The organism is Amycolatopsis sp. NPDC051061, from assembly GCF_040682935.1.
Lineage (GTDB): Bacteria > Actinomycetota > Actinomycetes > Mycobacteriales > Pseudonocardiaceae > Amycolatopsis.
Genome location: NZ_JBFBBZ010000014.1, coordinates 204,882 through 218,344, shown reverse-complemented (window position 1 = coordinate 218,344; position 13,463 = coordinate 204,882). Strand labels below are relative to the sequence as shown.

The 13,463-nt window shown below is 70.0% G+C and carries 17 protein-coding genes and 1 pseudogene; 9 read left to right on the top strand and 9 right to left on the bottom strand.

Translation table 11 applies throughout. The annotated features are described in order from the left end of the window. Positions 1 to 214 precede the first annotated feature (214 nt). Together AB0N03_RS21280 and AB0N03_RS21275 are read right to left on the bottom strand one after the other, a co-directional pair. Complete coding sequence (locus tag AB0N03_RS21280) at positions 215 to 637, bottom strand: hypothetical protein (RefSeq protein WP_364374191.1); 423 nt, start codon at positions 635 to 637, stop codon at positions 215 to 217. 350 nt (positions 638 to 987) lie between these two features. Beyond that, positions 988 to 1,584 carry a TetR/AcrR family transcriptional regulator gene (locus AB0N03_RS21275; protein ID WP_364374188.1) on the bottom strand — a complete coding sequence of 199 codons (597 nt, stop codon included), beginning with the start codon at positions 1,582 to 1,584 and terminating at the stop codon, positions 988 to 990. Positions 1,585 to 1,666: 82 nt separating this feature from the next. On the opposite strand from AB0N03_RS21275, the gene AB0N03_RS21270 reads away from it, so the two are divergent. After that, positions 1,667 to 3,136, top strand: a complete 1,470-nt coding sequence (locus tag AB0N03_RS21270) for an FAD-dependent oxidoreductase (RefSeq protein ID WP_364374185.1) — start codon at positions 1,667 to 1,669, stop codon at positions 3,134 to 3,136. On the opposite strand, the gene AB0N03_RS21265 is transcribed toward AB0N03_RS21270, so the two are convergent. Beyond that, positions 3,133 to 3,795, bottom strand: coding sequence for a lytic polysaccharide monooxygenase (locus AB0N03_RS21265; protein ID WP_364374182.1), 663 nt, complete (start codon positions 3,793 to 3,795; stop codon positions 3,133 to 3,135). The genes AB0N03_RS21270 and AB0N03_RS21265 overlap by 4 nt on opposite strands. Before the next feature lie 289 nt (positions 3,796 to 4,084). Between AB0N03_RS21265 and AB0N03_RS21260 the strand changes: the two genes are divergently transcribed. The 8 genes and pseudogenes from AB0N03_RS21260 to AB0N03_RS21225 all read left to right on the top strand — a co-directional run bounded on the left by AB0N03_RS21260 (position 4,085) and on the right by AB0N03_RS21225 (position 8,892). Continuing rightward, positions 4,085 to 4,210: a hypothetical protein gene (locus tag AB0N03_RS21260; protein ID WP_364374179.1), complete on the top strand. Its 126-nt coding sequence runs from the start codon at positions 4,085 to 4,087 to the stop codon at positions 4,208 to 4,210. Between the two features lie 261 nt (positions 4,211 to 4,471). Beyond that, positions 4,472 to 5,269, top strand: a complete 798-nt coding sequence (locus AB0N03_RS21255; RefSeq protein ID WP_364374176.1) for a hypothetical protein — start codon at positions 4,472 to 4,474, stop codon at positions 5,267 to 5,269. Further along, positions 5,266 to 6,051, top strand: a complete 786-nt coding sequence (locus AB0N03_RS21250; protein ID WP_364374173.1) for a hypothetical protein — start codon at positions 5,266 to 5,268, stop codon at positions 6,049 to 6,051. Before AB0N03_RS21255 ends, AB0N03_RS21250 begins: the two co-directional genes overlap by 4 nt. Before the next feature lie 82 nt (positions 6,052 to 6,133). After that, a pseudogene (locus AB0N03_RS21245) lies at positions 6,134 to 6,313 on the top strand (ATP-dependent DNA ligase); the annotation flags it as partial. Positions 6,314 to 6,414: 101 nt separating this feature from the next. After that, positions 6,415 to 6,831, top strand: coding sequence for a DUF6153 family protein (locus AB0N03_RS21240; RefSeq protein WP_364374170.1), 417 nt, complete (start codon positions 6,415 to 6,417; stop codon positions 6,829 to 6,831). 60 nt (positions 6,832 to 6,891) lie between these two features. Next, a complete protein-coding gene (locus AB0N03_RS21235; protein ID WP_364374167.1) occupies positions 6,892 to 7,512 on the top strand; it encodes a DUF305 domain-containing protein in 621 nt (206 codons plus the stop codon). 85 nt (positions 7,513 to 7,597) lie between these two features. Continuing rightward, positions 7,598 to 7,960 carry a BlaI/MecI/CopY family transcriptional regulator gene (locus AB0N03_RS21230; RefSeq protein ID WP_364374164.1) on the top strand — a complete coding sequence of 121 codons (363 nt, stop codon included), beginning with the start codon at positions 7,598 to 7,600 and terminating at the stop codon, positions 7,958 to 7,960. Next, the gene (locus AB0N03_RS21225) at positions 7,957 to 8,892 is read left to right on the top strand and encodes a M56 family metallopeptidase (RefSeq protein WP_364374161.1); all 936 of its coding nucleotides are present in this window, start codon (positions 7,957 to 7,959) and stop codon (positions 8,890 to 8,892) included. Before AB0N03_RS21230 ends, AB0N03_RS21225 begins: the two co-directional genes overlap by 4 nt. Here the strand turns inward: AB0N03_RS21225 and AB0N03_RS21220 are convergent. The 6 genes from AB0N03_RS21220 to AB0N03_RS21195 all read right to left on the bottom strand — a co-directional run bounded on the left by AB0N03_RS21220 (position 8,889) and on the right by AB0N03_RS21195 (position 13,088). Then, complete coding sequence (locus AB0N03_RS21220; RefSeq protein WP_364374159.1) at positions 8,889 to 9,011, bottom strand: hypothetical protein; 123 nt, start codon at positions 9,009 to 9,011, stop codon at positions 8,889 to 8,891. The two genes, AB0N03_RS21225 and AB0N03_RS21220, sit on opposite strands and share 4 nt — an antisense overlap. A gap of 71 nt (positions 9,012 to 9,082) precedes the next feature. Continuing rightward, positions 9,083 to 11,353, bottom strand: coding sequence for a heavy metal translocating P-type ATPase (locus AB0N03_RS21215; protein WP_364374156.1), 2,271 nt, complete (start codon positions 11,351 to 11,353; stop codon positions 9,083 to 9,085). Positions 11,354 to 11,372: 19 nt separating this feature from the next. After that, positions 11,373 to 12,284 (bottom strand): hypothetical protein, encoded by a 912-nt coding sequence (locus AB0N03_RS21210; RefSeq protein ID WP_364374153.1) that lies wholly within the window; start codon positions 12,282 to 12,284, stop codon positions 11,373 to 11,375. Positions 12,285 to 12,311: 27 nt separating this feature from the next. After that, positions 12,312 to 12,518 (bottom strand): heavy-metal-associated domain-containing protein, encoded by a 207-nt coding sequence (locus AB0N03_RS21205; protein WP_364374150.1) that lies wholly within the window; start codon positions 12,516 to 12,518, stop codon positions 12,312 to 12,314. A 26-nt stretch (positions 12,519 to 12,544) separates the two neighbouring features. Beyond that, a complete protein-coding gene (locus AB0N03_RS21200; protein ID WP_364374147.1) occupies positions 12,545 to 12,826 on the bottom strand; it encodes a metal-sensitive transcriptional regulator in 282 nt (93 codons plus the stop codon). A 31-nt stretch (positions 12,827 to 12,857) separates the two neighbouring features. Beyond that, a complete protein-coding gene (locus AB0N03_RS21195) occupies positions 12,858 to 13,088 on the bottom strand; it encodes a hypothetical protein (protein WP_364374144.1) in 231 nt (76 codons plus the stop codon). Between the last annotated feature and the right edge of the window lie 375 nt (positions 13,089 to 13,463).

The window sequence follows — 13,463 nt, the reverse complement described above, 5'->3', positions numbered from 1 at the left end:
GCAAGAACGGCCTCCACATCATCACCGCGCTACGCGACGCCATCACCGGAAACCCCTGGCTGCCAACGAACACCGAAATGCCCTGAACAGTTACCTCAGTTGCGCAAGCTGACTCGCTCGGAGCCTGCTGGGCGAGCTGGGTCGGAGGCGAGCTCCAGGCTCGTTTCACCTGAACGGCGGTAAGTCGGTCTGATCGTCGGCTGGTCGGCCGCCCTCAATTTGCACGGCAGACGAACAACGACTGAGGGGATGTGCCGGTCTTCTCGTCTGCCGCGGGCGTCGGGGTGAGGGACGTGACGAGCCGGGGCTCAACACGCTGCAGCGTGTCGGAGCCCCTCGGCGTCGCGATCCGGATCGGGCTAGGCGGGTTGGTCGCGTCGCTGCAGGCCGACGGGGTGCAGGGCCATGCCGACCTGCCCAACGCGTGTATCTGGCCGCCAGGCTCCGGCTGGACGCGTCGGGGATTCTGGATTCCCAGTGAGGTCTGGGTGGCGGGCAGAGTGTCCTGCTTAAGGCACACGGCCTTCTTCACGGCGTTCTCAACCGAGTCCTTGCTGGAGGAGTTCTCGTTGCCGTAGTCGGACAGGCTCGTGTCGCCGTAGCCGTAGTCGTAGTCGATGATGCCCTGTTTCTTCAACCCGTTGGCAGGTCGTCGACGGGCGGATCGTGGCCGTCCAGCCCGACACGCAGATCGTCGAGCCGATCGTGGACTGGGTGACATCCGGGTTCTTCACCCCAGGCGTGCAGGCCGGGTCCGGCAACGGCAAGTAGGACTGCGAGCACGACGCCGTCGACAACGGGCCGACAGCGGCACCGCTGGTGGCGAAGTTGTGCAGGACCGACACCATGAATACGCCGGCAGCATCGCCATCGAGTCGTACCCGGCGAAGCTCGGCTGGTCGTAGTCCGTCGTGGCACCCCGGACGAACCCGAGTGCGCCACCTACCAGCGCTGGGGCCCGGTGATCGCGCGGTTCGGGTTCACCCTCTAGATCCGGTCGAGCAGGGGCAGGAACAGGTCGTCGACGATCGCCCGGATGCGGGCGGGCGACGGCGCCTTGAGCTCCATCAGCAGGTCGTGGCGCACCAGGTCGAACGGCATTTCGAGCAGCGTGGCGGGAACGCGCTCGAGATCGAGCTCGCCGCGGTCGTGGGCGCGCCGGTAGAGGGCCCGCTCGCGCGGGAGTGCCGCCTCGCCCATCACCCGGGCGCGGACCTGCGCCGGGGTCAGGCCGGTGCCGGCCAGCAGGCCCGAGAACGCGGTGGCCGCGGCGATGGCGAAGAACGTGGCGCGGGTTTCACTCACCGCCGTCAGCTCGGCGAGCAGGTCGCCGCGCAGGGTGCCGGTGTCGGGGACGACGACCGGGTGGGTGGCCCGGTAGTGCTCGATCGCGGCCATCACGACGTCGTCCTTGTGGGCCCAGCGGCGGTACAACACGGCTTCGCTGGTGCGCGCGCGGACGGCGATCGACTCCATCGTCAGGCGGGCGTACCCGGTCTCGACCAGCTCGTCCCACCCGGCCGCGAGGAGTTCGGCTTCGAGCTGCTTGCCGTGCCGACGACGGCGGACGGGTTCGGGGGCCACGCGCCCACGATAGAAAGCCTTTCCTTTCTTGACAACCGGGGCTACTCTGATAAGAAAGGAAAGACTTTCTTGGGGGTGGGAGATGTCGACCGAAGTGCTGATCGCCGGCGCGGGCCCGACGGGGCTCACGCTGGCCTGCGAACTCGCCCGCGGCGGCGTCCCGTTCCGCCTGGTCGAGGCCACTCTCGGCCCGCGGCCCGGCTCGCGCGGCAAGGGGGTCCAGCCGCGCACGCTCGAGGTGTTCGACGACCTCGGCGTCGTCGGCCGCGCGCTCGCGCACGGCCGGCTCGCGATGCCGATCCGGTCGACCGCGCCCGACGGCCAGGTGACGACGAGTGGCGCCGAACCGCTGGAAGAGCGCCCCGACATCCCTTATCCGGCCGGCCTGATCACGCCCGAATGGCGGGTCGAGGAAGCACTGCGGCTGCGGCTGGCGGAACTCGGCGGTGCCGTCGAGTTCGGCACCGCGCTCGAGAGCTTCGAGCAGTCGGACGACGGCGTGTCGGCAGTGCTCGTCAAGGACGGCCGGACGGAAACGGTCGCCGCGCGGTGGCTGGTCGGGTGCGACGGCGGCCACAGCGTCGTCCGCAAGCGGGCCGGAATCCCGTTCGAGGGCGAGACGCGAGACGAGGTGCGGATGATCGTCGCCGACGTCGGTGTCGACGGCCTCGGCCGCGACGCCTGGCACATGTGGCGGCACGACGAAGGGCTCGTCAACCTCTGCCCACTGCCCTCGACCGACCTCTTCCAGTACCAGGCATCCATCGCGCCGGGGCAGGATCCCGGGCTCGGACTCGTGGACCTGCAAGGGATCCTCGAGCGGCGGACCGGCCGCGCCGACATCCGCCTCGGCGGACCGGAGTGGGTTTCGCTGTGGCGCGCCAACGTCCGGCTCGCCGGCCGTTACCGCGAGGGGCGCGTGTTCCTCGCCGGCGACGCCGCGCACATCCACTCGCCGGCCGGCGGGCAGGGGATGAACACCGGCATCCAGGACGCGCACAACCTCGGCTGGAAGTTCGCGGCAGGCGCCTCGCCGGTGCTGCTCGACAGTTACGAGGCCGAGCGGCGGCCGGTCGCCGCGGACGTGCTCGCGCTGTCCGACGCCCGCCTGAAGCAGGCGATCGAACAGAAGGGCATCCCGATCCGCCGGGACGCCAAGACGACGCAGCTCGCCGTGAACTACCGCGGTTCAGCGTTGACGCGTGACGACCGCGACGAGACGGCCGCGCTCCGCGCCGGCGACCGGGCTCCCGACGCGACCGGTCTGTCGACAATGGACGGTGCCCGCCGGTTGTTCGATCTGACCCGCGGCGCCCGCTTCACCGCGCTGGACTTCGGGACCGCGGCCCTCCCGCCCGGTCTGAAGACCTCCCGCGTCGTGGCGCGACCGGCCGGTGCCGGCGAACTCGCCGACACCGCCGGTCACCTCGCCGCCGCCTACGGCGCGACCGACCGCACGCTCGTGCTGATCCGCCCCGACGGCTACGTCGGCCTGATCTCCGACGCGGGTGACGGCGAGGCAGTTTCGGCCTACCTCGCCGCGCTTCGCTAGCCGAAGTTCACGTCGCTGCACCACATGTACGTCTGGTCCAGGTGTGAGGCCTGCCAGATCGTGAACACCACGTGTCGGCCCCGGTAGGCCCCGGACGTCTGGACGTCGAACGTGATGTCCTTGGCCGGCGCGTACTTCCCGGTCTGGGTGATGAAGTCGAGGTTGCCCCAGCCGAGGCGCTGCGTGGTGGGGTCGAACCCGTTCTTGCTGATGTAGACCCGGAAGTAGTCGGCGCCGTGGCTGGCCTGGTCGTACAGGTGCATGGCGAAGCTGCTGCCGAGGCTGGTCGCCTTCCACGCACCTGGGGTGTTGAGGGAGTTGTTGCGGGACAAGGCGTTACTGCAGAGCTGCCCGTCGGGGGTCAGGCCCTGGAAGTTGCCGCCGAGCCCGTCCCGCAGCGCGCTCATCCAGTTCCACATGGTGTCGGCGTTGGCCTGGAAGGCCTGCCAGCACATGGGGTCCTGCTGCTGCATGGCCGGGTTCGTGTGCTGGCTGCCCCAATCCGTCCAGCACTGGTAGGCGCGGGTGGCGGGGCTGACGATGGTGCCGTGCGCCGACGCGGCCGGGACCCCGACGAAGAGTCCGGCGAGCGTGGCGATGATCAGTGCGAGGACGCTCCGCCGTCGGGTGACGGACCTGGAGCTGCTGCACTTGCCCATGGATGGGCCTCCATTCTCGGCGATGAGCGGTGCTGATCCATGTGGGAGCGCTCCCAGTGCGCAAGGGAGCTTAGCGGCGAATCGGGCAAAGTTCAACCAACAGGCTGGCCGTTCTGTTGGTCTGTTCCGCACGGGAAGCGGGTCGTTAGGGTGGTGCCGACGGCGAGCGGTCGGGAACTGGCGAACCACCCGCTGCAGAAGCGCCATAACGCACTGCTCGCCATCGTCGCAGAGGTTCTCGCCACGGCACGTCACCGAAGCCGAAGAGCTTCGCCTGCGGCGCGCCGTCATGCCACGCACCCGCATGATCGTGTCGGTATCTGTCCCCACGCCGCTGGACGAGGTCCGCCGCCGCGTCGCCTCACTGCAGTACCTGGACCGGCCCACCCCGTTCAGTGCCGTCACCACGCGATGAGGACCGCGTGGATGTGGCCGTAGGAGATCGCGAAGGACCCGACCGCCACGATGCTGCCGATGCCGTAGCGGACCGTGTCCAGAACCAGGTTCGTCGCCAGTTCACCCTGGTGAGCACTGGGCGGTGCCCGACCCGCTGGGGTGGTGCGTGGCCGGCGTGCAGCTGACCGGCCGGCTGCCGTCCGTCCGCTGCCTGCGTTTTTCTGCGGCAGGTAAACCTTTTTGGCGCTCCGGGCGTGTACGGCGGGACAGGGGAGGTTCGATGGTGGTGGAAGGACCGGCGAGATCGGTGACGCCGGACCAGCCGACGGTCGCCGAAGTACAGGCGGCGCGGACGTGGCTGGCCCGGCGCGGCGTCGCGATGGACCGGCTGACGCGGCTGCTGGCGCTGCGCGTCGGGTCCCGTTTGCAGGCCCGGCGGTCGTACCCCGTTTACGGCCTGCTCCTGGGCGCGGTCTGGGGCATCGTGATCCTGCCGCCGGTTCCGGCGCCGGCCCGGTTCGTGGTGGTCGGCGCGGTCTACGCCGCCTTCCCGGTGCTGCAGTGGGGCCGGGTCCGCCCGCGCGAACGCGCCGCCGCCCGGCTGGTACCCGCAGGAGCCCGGCCGTCGTTGCGGGCAGCGGCCGCCCAGGTGGGCTGGTGGTACCTGGCGTCGGTGGTGATCACGTTCGGCGGCGGCGCGGTGCTGTGCGCCGCGACGTTCGTCTCCAGCCCGGCGGCCGGCGCGGGCTGGGCGGCGGCCTTGGCGCTCGGGGCCGGCAGCGTGGCGCTGGTCCTCGTTCCGGCGCTGCGTGCGCCGGTGATCGCCGAGGACGAGACGTCGCTCGGCGTCGACGCGGCCTTGCGCGCCCAGGCTGCCCTGCTGTTCGCGCAACCCGCGGGGTTCACGCTCCTCGCCTGGATCGACTTCGCCACCACCTGGCCGTCCGTGCCGCCGTGGTTTCCGCTGCGGGTGGGGTACGTCGTCCTGGCGTTCGCGACGCTGGCCGCCGCCGCGTTCTCGTTCCGGCGCCGGTACCGCCACGTGCCGTCGAGCAGCGACGGGACGGTGGCCCGGTGAGCGCCCCGGCGGTGACGGACGCGGAGCGCGCGGCGGCCGGCCGCTGGCTGGTCAAGCACGGCGTCGAGGTGCCGACGCTGACTGACCTGCTGGTGCTGCGCCTCGGCTTCCGAGGTGGCGCCCGGCCGCCAGGGTGGTGGCGGTGGATCGTCCCGGCGATCCTGGTGATGTGCGCCGCCAACGTCGGTTACCTGTGTCTGGCGTTCCTGCCCGGCGTCCGCGGCGAGGAACTGACCGGCGGCGGGTACCTGTTCTTCCTCATGATCTTCTTGCAGCTGTCCAACTGGCTGCCGGTGCGAGTACGCGACCGCCAGGCGCGGGCGCTGCCCGGGACACGAGCGATCGAGCGCCGGCCGGGCTTCGCAATGGGCGGCTGGGACATCGCGGCGCTGCTGGTCACGTTCGGCGGCGGCACCGCACTCGCCGTCACGATCCTCGTGACGACACCGTTCCGGACGTACGCGTGGAGCTGGCTCGGTCTCCTGGCGCTGGGCGGCGTCGTCACGGCGATGATCCTGACCGGCATCCTCCGGCGCCCGGTCATCGCCGAGGACGAGACGTCCTTGGCGGTGGACGCCGCCGTGCGGCTCCAGGACCTCCTCATCGCGATGCCCGCGGTCTACGCGGTGCCCGTGCTCTTCGATCCGATGACCGACAACGCGCAGCCGCCGGGGTACACCCCGTGGCTGATGGGGTATGCGGCCCTCGCGGTTGCGACGCAGGTCGTCGCCGGCTTCGTGAATTGGCGGCGGAGCCGGTTGATCCTGGCCGCGGTGGCGTGACGGTGGTGCCCGGCGTCCCGCTGATCTTCGCCCGGCGCGCTACATCCAGGCGGACGAATGAGTGTCGTGGCCGCTGAACGAGACCGCCCTGGACAAGCAGCTGTACCCGGACGGCTTCACCAAAGGCGAAGTCATCAACTACTACTCCCACATCGCCGAAGTGCTCCTGCCGCACCTCGCGGGCCGGCCGGTCACGTTCATCCGGTTTCCCGACGGCGTCGGCGGGCAGCAGTTCTCCGAGAAAAACGCTCCCAAAGGAGCGCAGTGAACCGGCTCGCACGATTCCTCGTGCAACGGTGTGAGCCCTAGCCTCAGGCCGCAGTAACCGGCCGCCGGCCGAACAACAGTTGATACGGTGAGGTAGTGACGACGAACCGGTTCAGCAACGGGCAGCGGGTCGTTCTGCTGTGCGTGCTGGCTTTCTGCGTCGTCGCGATGCATCACGTCAGCTCGACCTCCGGGATGTCGGATACCGCGGCGGCAACCACACACGCCATGCCCGTCGCCGGGATGGAGGCGGTCGCCGCTCCGCAGGTCGCCGCCTCCGGTGAACACGGACCGGGCATGCCTAGTGAGATGCACGACATCCTGCATCTCTGTCTGGCCGTGTTGGCCGCGGCGGGCGCCCTCCTCGCGGCCGTCGTCGCCTTCCTGGCGATGTCACATCGCAAGGCATTGCTCTTTCAGGTGACCAAGCTTCGCGGCTCACCACGTCGAGGGCGTCCGCCTGACAGATCCGGCCGGAGCATCCTGACTTCTTTGTGCGTATTGCGTACGTGATCGACCCGCCTACACGGCCCCGTCGATTCACGTACCAACAAGCACAAAGAAGGATTTGTCATGCGCAAAACCGTCCTCATCAGTGGCATCGCCCTGGCTTCCACCGTGTTGCTCGGCGCCTGCAGCAGCAACGACTCCCTGTCCGGAACGGACCACAGCTCGTCGGCACCGGCGCCATCGCCCTCCGCGCAGACGGCGGGCGAGCACAACGCCGACGACGTCACGTTCGCCCAGCAGATGGTCCCGCACCACAGCCAGGCGCTCGACATGGCGAAGCTCGTCCCGTCGCGCAGCACGAACCCGAAGGTGGTCGACCTCGCGAGCCGGATCGCGAAGGCCCAGGACCCAGAGATCCAGCAGATGCAGAGCTGGCTGACCACCTGGGGCGCCGGCACGTCCGGCATGCCGGGCATGACCCACGAGTCGATGCCCGGCATGGACCACGACATGCCCGGCATGATGTCCGCCGATGACATGAAGCAGCTCGAGGCCGCGAAGGGCACCGAGTTCGACAAGATGTGGCTGGACATGATGATCAAGCACCACCAGGGTGCGATCGACATGGCCAAGACCGAGCTGTCCAAGGGCAGCAACGCCGATGCCAAGGCTCTCGCCCAGAAGATTATCGACGCCCAGCAGGCGGAGATCACCGAGATGCAGGGCTTGCTCACGCAGAGCTGATCACCGATCGCCGGGGCGGCAGGCGTCGCTCCGGCGATCATCGGCAGCCCGGCGTGCAGGAAGTATCCTGGCTCGCGGAGGTGTCATGCTGGGTCTGGGCGAGCTCGAAGCGTCGGTGATGGACGTGCTCTGGAAGGCGACGGAACCCATGCGGGTCCGCCAGGTGCTCGACGAGCTCAACCAGCATCGGGACCTGGCATACACGACGGTGATGACCGTCTTGGACAACCTGCACCGGAAAGGCCGGGTCACTCGAGACCTGGAAAACCGCGCCTACCACTACCGCCCCGTCACCACGCGGGCGGAAGCCACCGCGCAGAGCCTGCGGGAGGTGCTCGACTCCGTCGACGACCGCGAGTCCGTGCTGCTGCACTTCATCAGCACCGTCACCGAGGAGGAGTCGGACGTCCTCCGCCGGGCGCTGCGCCGGAAGCCGAGAAAGCAGTGATCCTCGCGGCTGCTCTGCTGCTCGGAACCATCACGGTCGGCTGGTGGTCTCCGGTGCTGTTGAGCAGGCTGGCTGCGAGGATCGACCCGGGAACGGCGATCGTCTGGTGGCTGCTGACCGCTGCCGGCGTGGTCGCCGGGACGATCGCCGGGGTGCTGCTGCTCGTGCTGCCGGGACACGGCCCCGCCGACGCGGTCATCGGAGTGCTCCACGACTGCTGGTCAGCGCTGAACCACGACGACGTTCCCGGCCTCGACCCGCTGGTCGGAACCGTCGCGGGCGCCGTCCTGGCCACCGCGCTCGGTCGGCTGGCGCTGGCTTCACTACGTCGCCGCCGACGGCGACACGTTCTGCACCGGCGCCACCTGACCGCGCTCCGGCTCGCCGGCACCCGCGACACCAGGCCGTTGCCCACGTTGTGGCTGCCGGAAGAGCAACCGATCGCGTACAGCCTCGGCGGCCGCCGGGCGCTGGTGGTCGCCAGCGACGGCCTCGCGGCACGGCTGACGAAACGCGAACTGGGCGCGGTGCTGGCGCATGAACGAGCCCACGTCCACGGGCACCATCACCTGCTCATCGGCTGGTCGGAAGTACTCGGCCGGACGCTGCGGTTCATGCCGCTGATGCGGGAACTGCCTGGCGCGACGCGGCTGCTGGTGGAACTGGCCGCCGACCGGACGGCGGCCGCGCAGTGCGGACGCGAGCCGCTCCGTTCCGCACTCCGGACGATCAAGGCGGTAAACGGTCCCCGACGCGCCCTCGCGATGGCCGGCGGCGACACGGCGATCCGGTTGAGCCGACTCGACACCCCCTCGTCGCCACCGCGGCCGATGGCGTTGAGGACGGTCGCGGGCAGCATCGCCGCATTCCTCGCCCCACAGGTGATCGCGGTGGCGCTGGTGCTGATCGCCGGGTTCATAGCCTGCCGCTAATCGGCTGCCCGCACTTTGTCGGCGTCGAGTTCCGCGTCGCTGAACACCGTCAGCTCACCGTTGCTGATGTCGACGTCGACGTCAGTCACCCCGTCGACCGCGGTCACGGCAGTGCTCATGTGCCCTCCTTTGAAATGAGGGATACGCTTCGGAAGCCAGATCCGCGGACTGCAGCCGGACCGCGCAGCGCTCAGGTCCGGTTCGGCTGAGCCGTCGATCGGGACGTGAAGCCACGCAACCGGAGGCTGTTGCCCACCACGAACACCGAGCTGAACGCCATCGCCGCGCCCGCGATCATCGGGTTCAGCAGCCCGGCCGCGGCCAGCGGCAACGCCGCCAGGTTGTACGCGAACGCCCAGAACAGGTTGCCCTTGATCGTCCGCAGCGTCCGGCGGGACAGCCGGATCGCGTCGGCGACCGCACGCAGGTCACCGCGGACGAGGGTGATGTCGCTGGCCTCGATCGCGACGTCCGTGCCCGTGCCCATCGCCAGCCCCAGGTCGGCCTGGGCCAGCGCCGGCGCGTCGTTCACGCCGTCCCCGACCATCGCGACGACCTTGCCCTGGTCCTGCAGCCGCTTGACGACGTCGAGCTTGTCGGCGGGCAGCACCTCGGCGATCACCTCGTCGATCCCGACCTCCGCGGCCACCGCCCGCGCGACGGCCGTGTTGTCGCCGGTGAGCAGCACCGGGGTCAGCCCCAGCTCACGCAGTTGGGCGACGGCCTCGGCCGACGTCGGCTTCACGGTGTCGGCGACCAGCAGCACGCCACGGGCCGCGCCGTCCCAGGCCACCGCCACCGCGGTCTGCCCGCGCTCCTCCGCTGCCACTTTCGCGGTAGCGAGGTCATCCGGCAGCGGCTGACTCCAGTCCTCCAGCAGCGCCGTGCGGCCCACCAAGACCGCGTGCCCGTCAACGACTCCCTGCACTCCGAGCCCTTCCACGTTCGTGAAGTCCTCGACCGCGGGCAGGGTGCCGACACGGTCCCGCGCCCCGCGGGCGATCGCCGTGGCGATCGGGTGCTCGGACGCGTCCTCGAGCGCGCCGGCCAACCGCAGCAGCTCGGCCTCGTCGACGCCCTCGGCGACGTGCACGCCGGTGAGCGTCATCCGGCCGGCGGTGACCGTGCCGGTCTTGTCGAGTACGACCGTGTCGACCCGCCGGGTCGACTCCAGGACCTCCGGGCCCTTGATCAGCACACCCAGCTGGGCGCCGCGGCCGGTGCCGACGAGCAGCGCCGTCGGCGTGGCCAGGCCGAGCGCGCAGGGGCAGGCGATGATCAGCACCGCGACCGCCGCGGTGAACGCGGCCGCCGTGCCGACGTCGGTGCCGAGCCAGAAGCCGAGCGTGGCGGCCGCCAGCGCGATCACGATCGGCACGAACACGCCGGAGATCCGGTCGGCCAGGCGCTGGACCTCGGCTTTGCCGCTCTGGGCGTCCTCGACCAGCTTGGCCATCTGGGCCAGCTGGGTGTCGGCGCCGACGCGGGTGGCGCGCACGACGAGCCGGCCGCCGACGTTGACGGTCGCGCCGGTGACGGGGTCGCCTTCGCCGACCTCGACGGGAACGGACTCGCCGGTGAGCATCGAGGCGTCGACCGCGGACTTGCCTTCCTCGACGACGCCGTCGGTGGCGATCTTCTCGCCCGGGCGCACGACGAACCGGTCCCCGACCACCAGGTCGGACGTGGGGAGGCGAACCTCGGCGCCGTCACGCAGGACGGCAACCTCTTTCGCGCCCAGCTCCAGCAGGGCGCGCAGCGCGGCGCCCGCGCGGCGCTTGGACCGCGCTTCGAAGTAGCGGCCGGCGAGGATGAACGTGGTGACGCCGGCGGCGACTTCGAGGTAGATGTTGCCCGCGCCGTCGGAGGGGGCGATCGTCAGCTCGAACGGGTGCACCATGCCCGGGGTGCCGGCGGTGCCGAACAGCAGCGCCCACAACGACCACACGGACGCCGCGAGCACGCCCATCGACACCAGGGTGTCCATGGTGGCCGCGCCGTGGCGGAGGTTCGTCCACGCCGCCCGGTGGAAGGGCCAGGCACCCCAGGTGATGACCGGCGCGGCCAGCGTCAGCGAGATCCACTGCCAGTAGGTGAACTGCAGCGCCGGCACCATCGCCAGCAAAATCACCGGGACCGCGAGCACAGCGCTGGTGACGAGGCGCTGCCGCAGCGTCCGCGTGGGGTCGTCGGCGTCCTCGGCTTGTTCGGGCTTCTCCGGCTGCGGCACGGTCGCGTGGTAGCCCGCGGCTTCGACCTGGGCGACCAGCGTCTCCGGGTCGACGCCCTCGGGCGCGTGGACGCGCGCCTTTTCCGTGGCGTAGTTGACCGATGCGGTGACGCCGTCGAGCTTGTTGAGCTTGCGTTCGATGCGGTTGGCGCATGAGGCACAGGTCATGCCACCGATCGCGAGTTCGATCTCGGTGACCGGTCCGCCGGTCGGGGCGGTGGTGCTGGTCATGATCGGCTCCTTTCGCGGTTCAGTGGCCGTGGCCGTCGGCGGGCGCCGGTGCCGGCGGAGTCCCGGCGGTCGGGAGAGTGAACTCGGCGGTCCGCACGACGCCGCCGTGCTGGAAGTCGAGGAACAGCCGGTAGGTCCCCGCGCTGGGGACTTCGGCGGCGAACTTCACCTGCGGTCCGGCGGCTGTCTTCCCGTCACCGGGTTCGCCTTCGGGGTGGACGTGCAGGTAGGCGAGGTCGCCTTCGCGCAGCGCGACCAGGTGCCCGTAGGCGCCGAGGTAGGGCTGCAGATCGGTCACCGGGACGCCGTCGCGGCTGACGGTCAGCGTGAGCGGTGACGTCTTCCCGGCCGTCAGGTCCCCGGCGAGCTCGACGGTGTATCCGTCGACCTCGGCCGTGCGGCTGGGCGCGTGCGCCACCGGCTGGTAGTTCCCCGCGATGGACAGGTCGGTACCGAGGGTCATCGCCTTGCCGCCGGTGGGGGCGAAGTCGGCGAACGCGCGGTAGGAACCGGCCGCCGGCAGGGTGAGCGGGACGCTCCACGTGCCGTCCGGCGCCATCTCCGGGTGGATGTGCTGGAAGCCCGAGGTGTCGCGGCGAACCACGATCAGGTGCAGCTTCTTCTCGTGCTCGACGTCGAAACCCGTCACCGGCCTGCCGTCCGGGCCGGTGATCGTGAAGGAGAACCGGCCGCGGTCAGGAGTCGTGTCGGCGACAGTGAACGTGTAGCCGTCCTTGCTCGACGCCAGCCCGCCTGGTAGGTCGTCCACGGGAGCGGTCATGCCGGCGTGCTCGCCGCCCATGTCGCCGTGACCCGCGTTTTCACTGGTCGCGGCCGAAACCGGACTGACCGCATTCCCTAAAGCGAACCCCCCGGCTGCCAGCAAGACGATTGCTCCGCCGAACGCGGCGAGTCGTGTAGTGGTGTTCATGTCTGCTTCCCTCGTGTGAGGCCGGGTCTACCCGGCAAGCCGGTAGCCGGCCTCCTCGACGGCTGCGCGGACCTGCGCGTCGTCGACCGGCCGGTTGCTGGTGACGGTGACGGCCCCGGTGGGCAGATCGACAGCGACGTCAGTGACACCGTCGAGGCCACCGACCTCTTCGCTGACCGAAGCCACGCAGTGCGAGCAGGTCATGCCGGTGACGGTGTAGGTGCTGGTGCTCATTGGCGTTCTCCTTCGCGGATGACGGGTCAGGACTTGACGAGGCGCGCGATGGCCGCGCCGGCCTCGGCGACTTTGGTTTCGGCAAGCTCGCCGCCTTCCGCGGCCGCCTCGGCGACGCAGTGCCGCAGGTGGTCTTCGAGCAGCCCGAGCGCGACGGCTTCGAGAGCCTTCGTCGCCGCGGACACCTGGGTCAGCACGTCGATGCAGTACTTGTCGTCCTCGATCATCTTGGCGATGCCGCGGACTTGACCTTCGACGCGGCGCATGCGCTGCAGGAAGCCGTCCTTGTCGCCGCTGTAGCCGTTCATACCTTCACGGTACCCCTAGGGGGTATGGGTTTCAAGTGAGCTGGCTCTCGTCCGCCCCGAGCCCGGCCATCAGGTTGAAGCTGCCGGTCAGCTGATTGAGCGCGACCAGGACCACAAGGTCGCCAAGGACGCGGTCGCTCCAGCCGTGCTCGCGGATCGAGGCGACATCGGCGTCGTCGATCGACGACGGCTCGACGAGCAGCCGGACAGCCAGAGCGATGAACGGGCGGCGTCGCCGTGCGCAGCGAGGCCACGCGGGCATCCGATCCACTCCCGCGTGGCCGGCGAGCCGAGGTCCGGTCAGCCGACCTACTATCCACTATAGCAGACAGTACTATGACCGATAGCACAGCGTGACTTGGCTGCTCGTAACGACTTTCTTCCGACAGAAGGTGGACACCATCGAAGTCTTTTCGTAGCCTGGCCGAGATCTCGCGGCTGCTGCCGTCGACTGGACGGCAACGCGGGATCACCGCCGGGACGGCTTTGTCGGGAAGCCGGGAACCGGAACCACACCGCGAGCATCACCTGGTGCGGCCCGCGCTGCCCAAGAGGGCGGCAGGGCCTGACGCGGTGGGACGACGAGCAGAGATCCCGGCCTCTTCGTCCGTGGTTACGGCCGGCGGGCGACGAACGA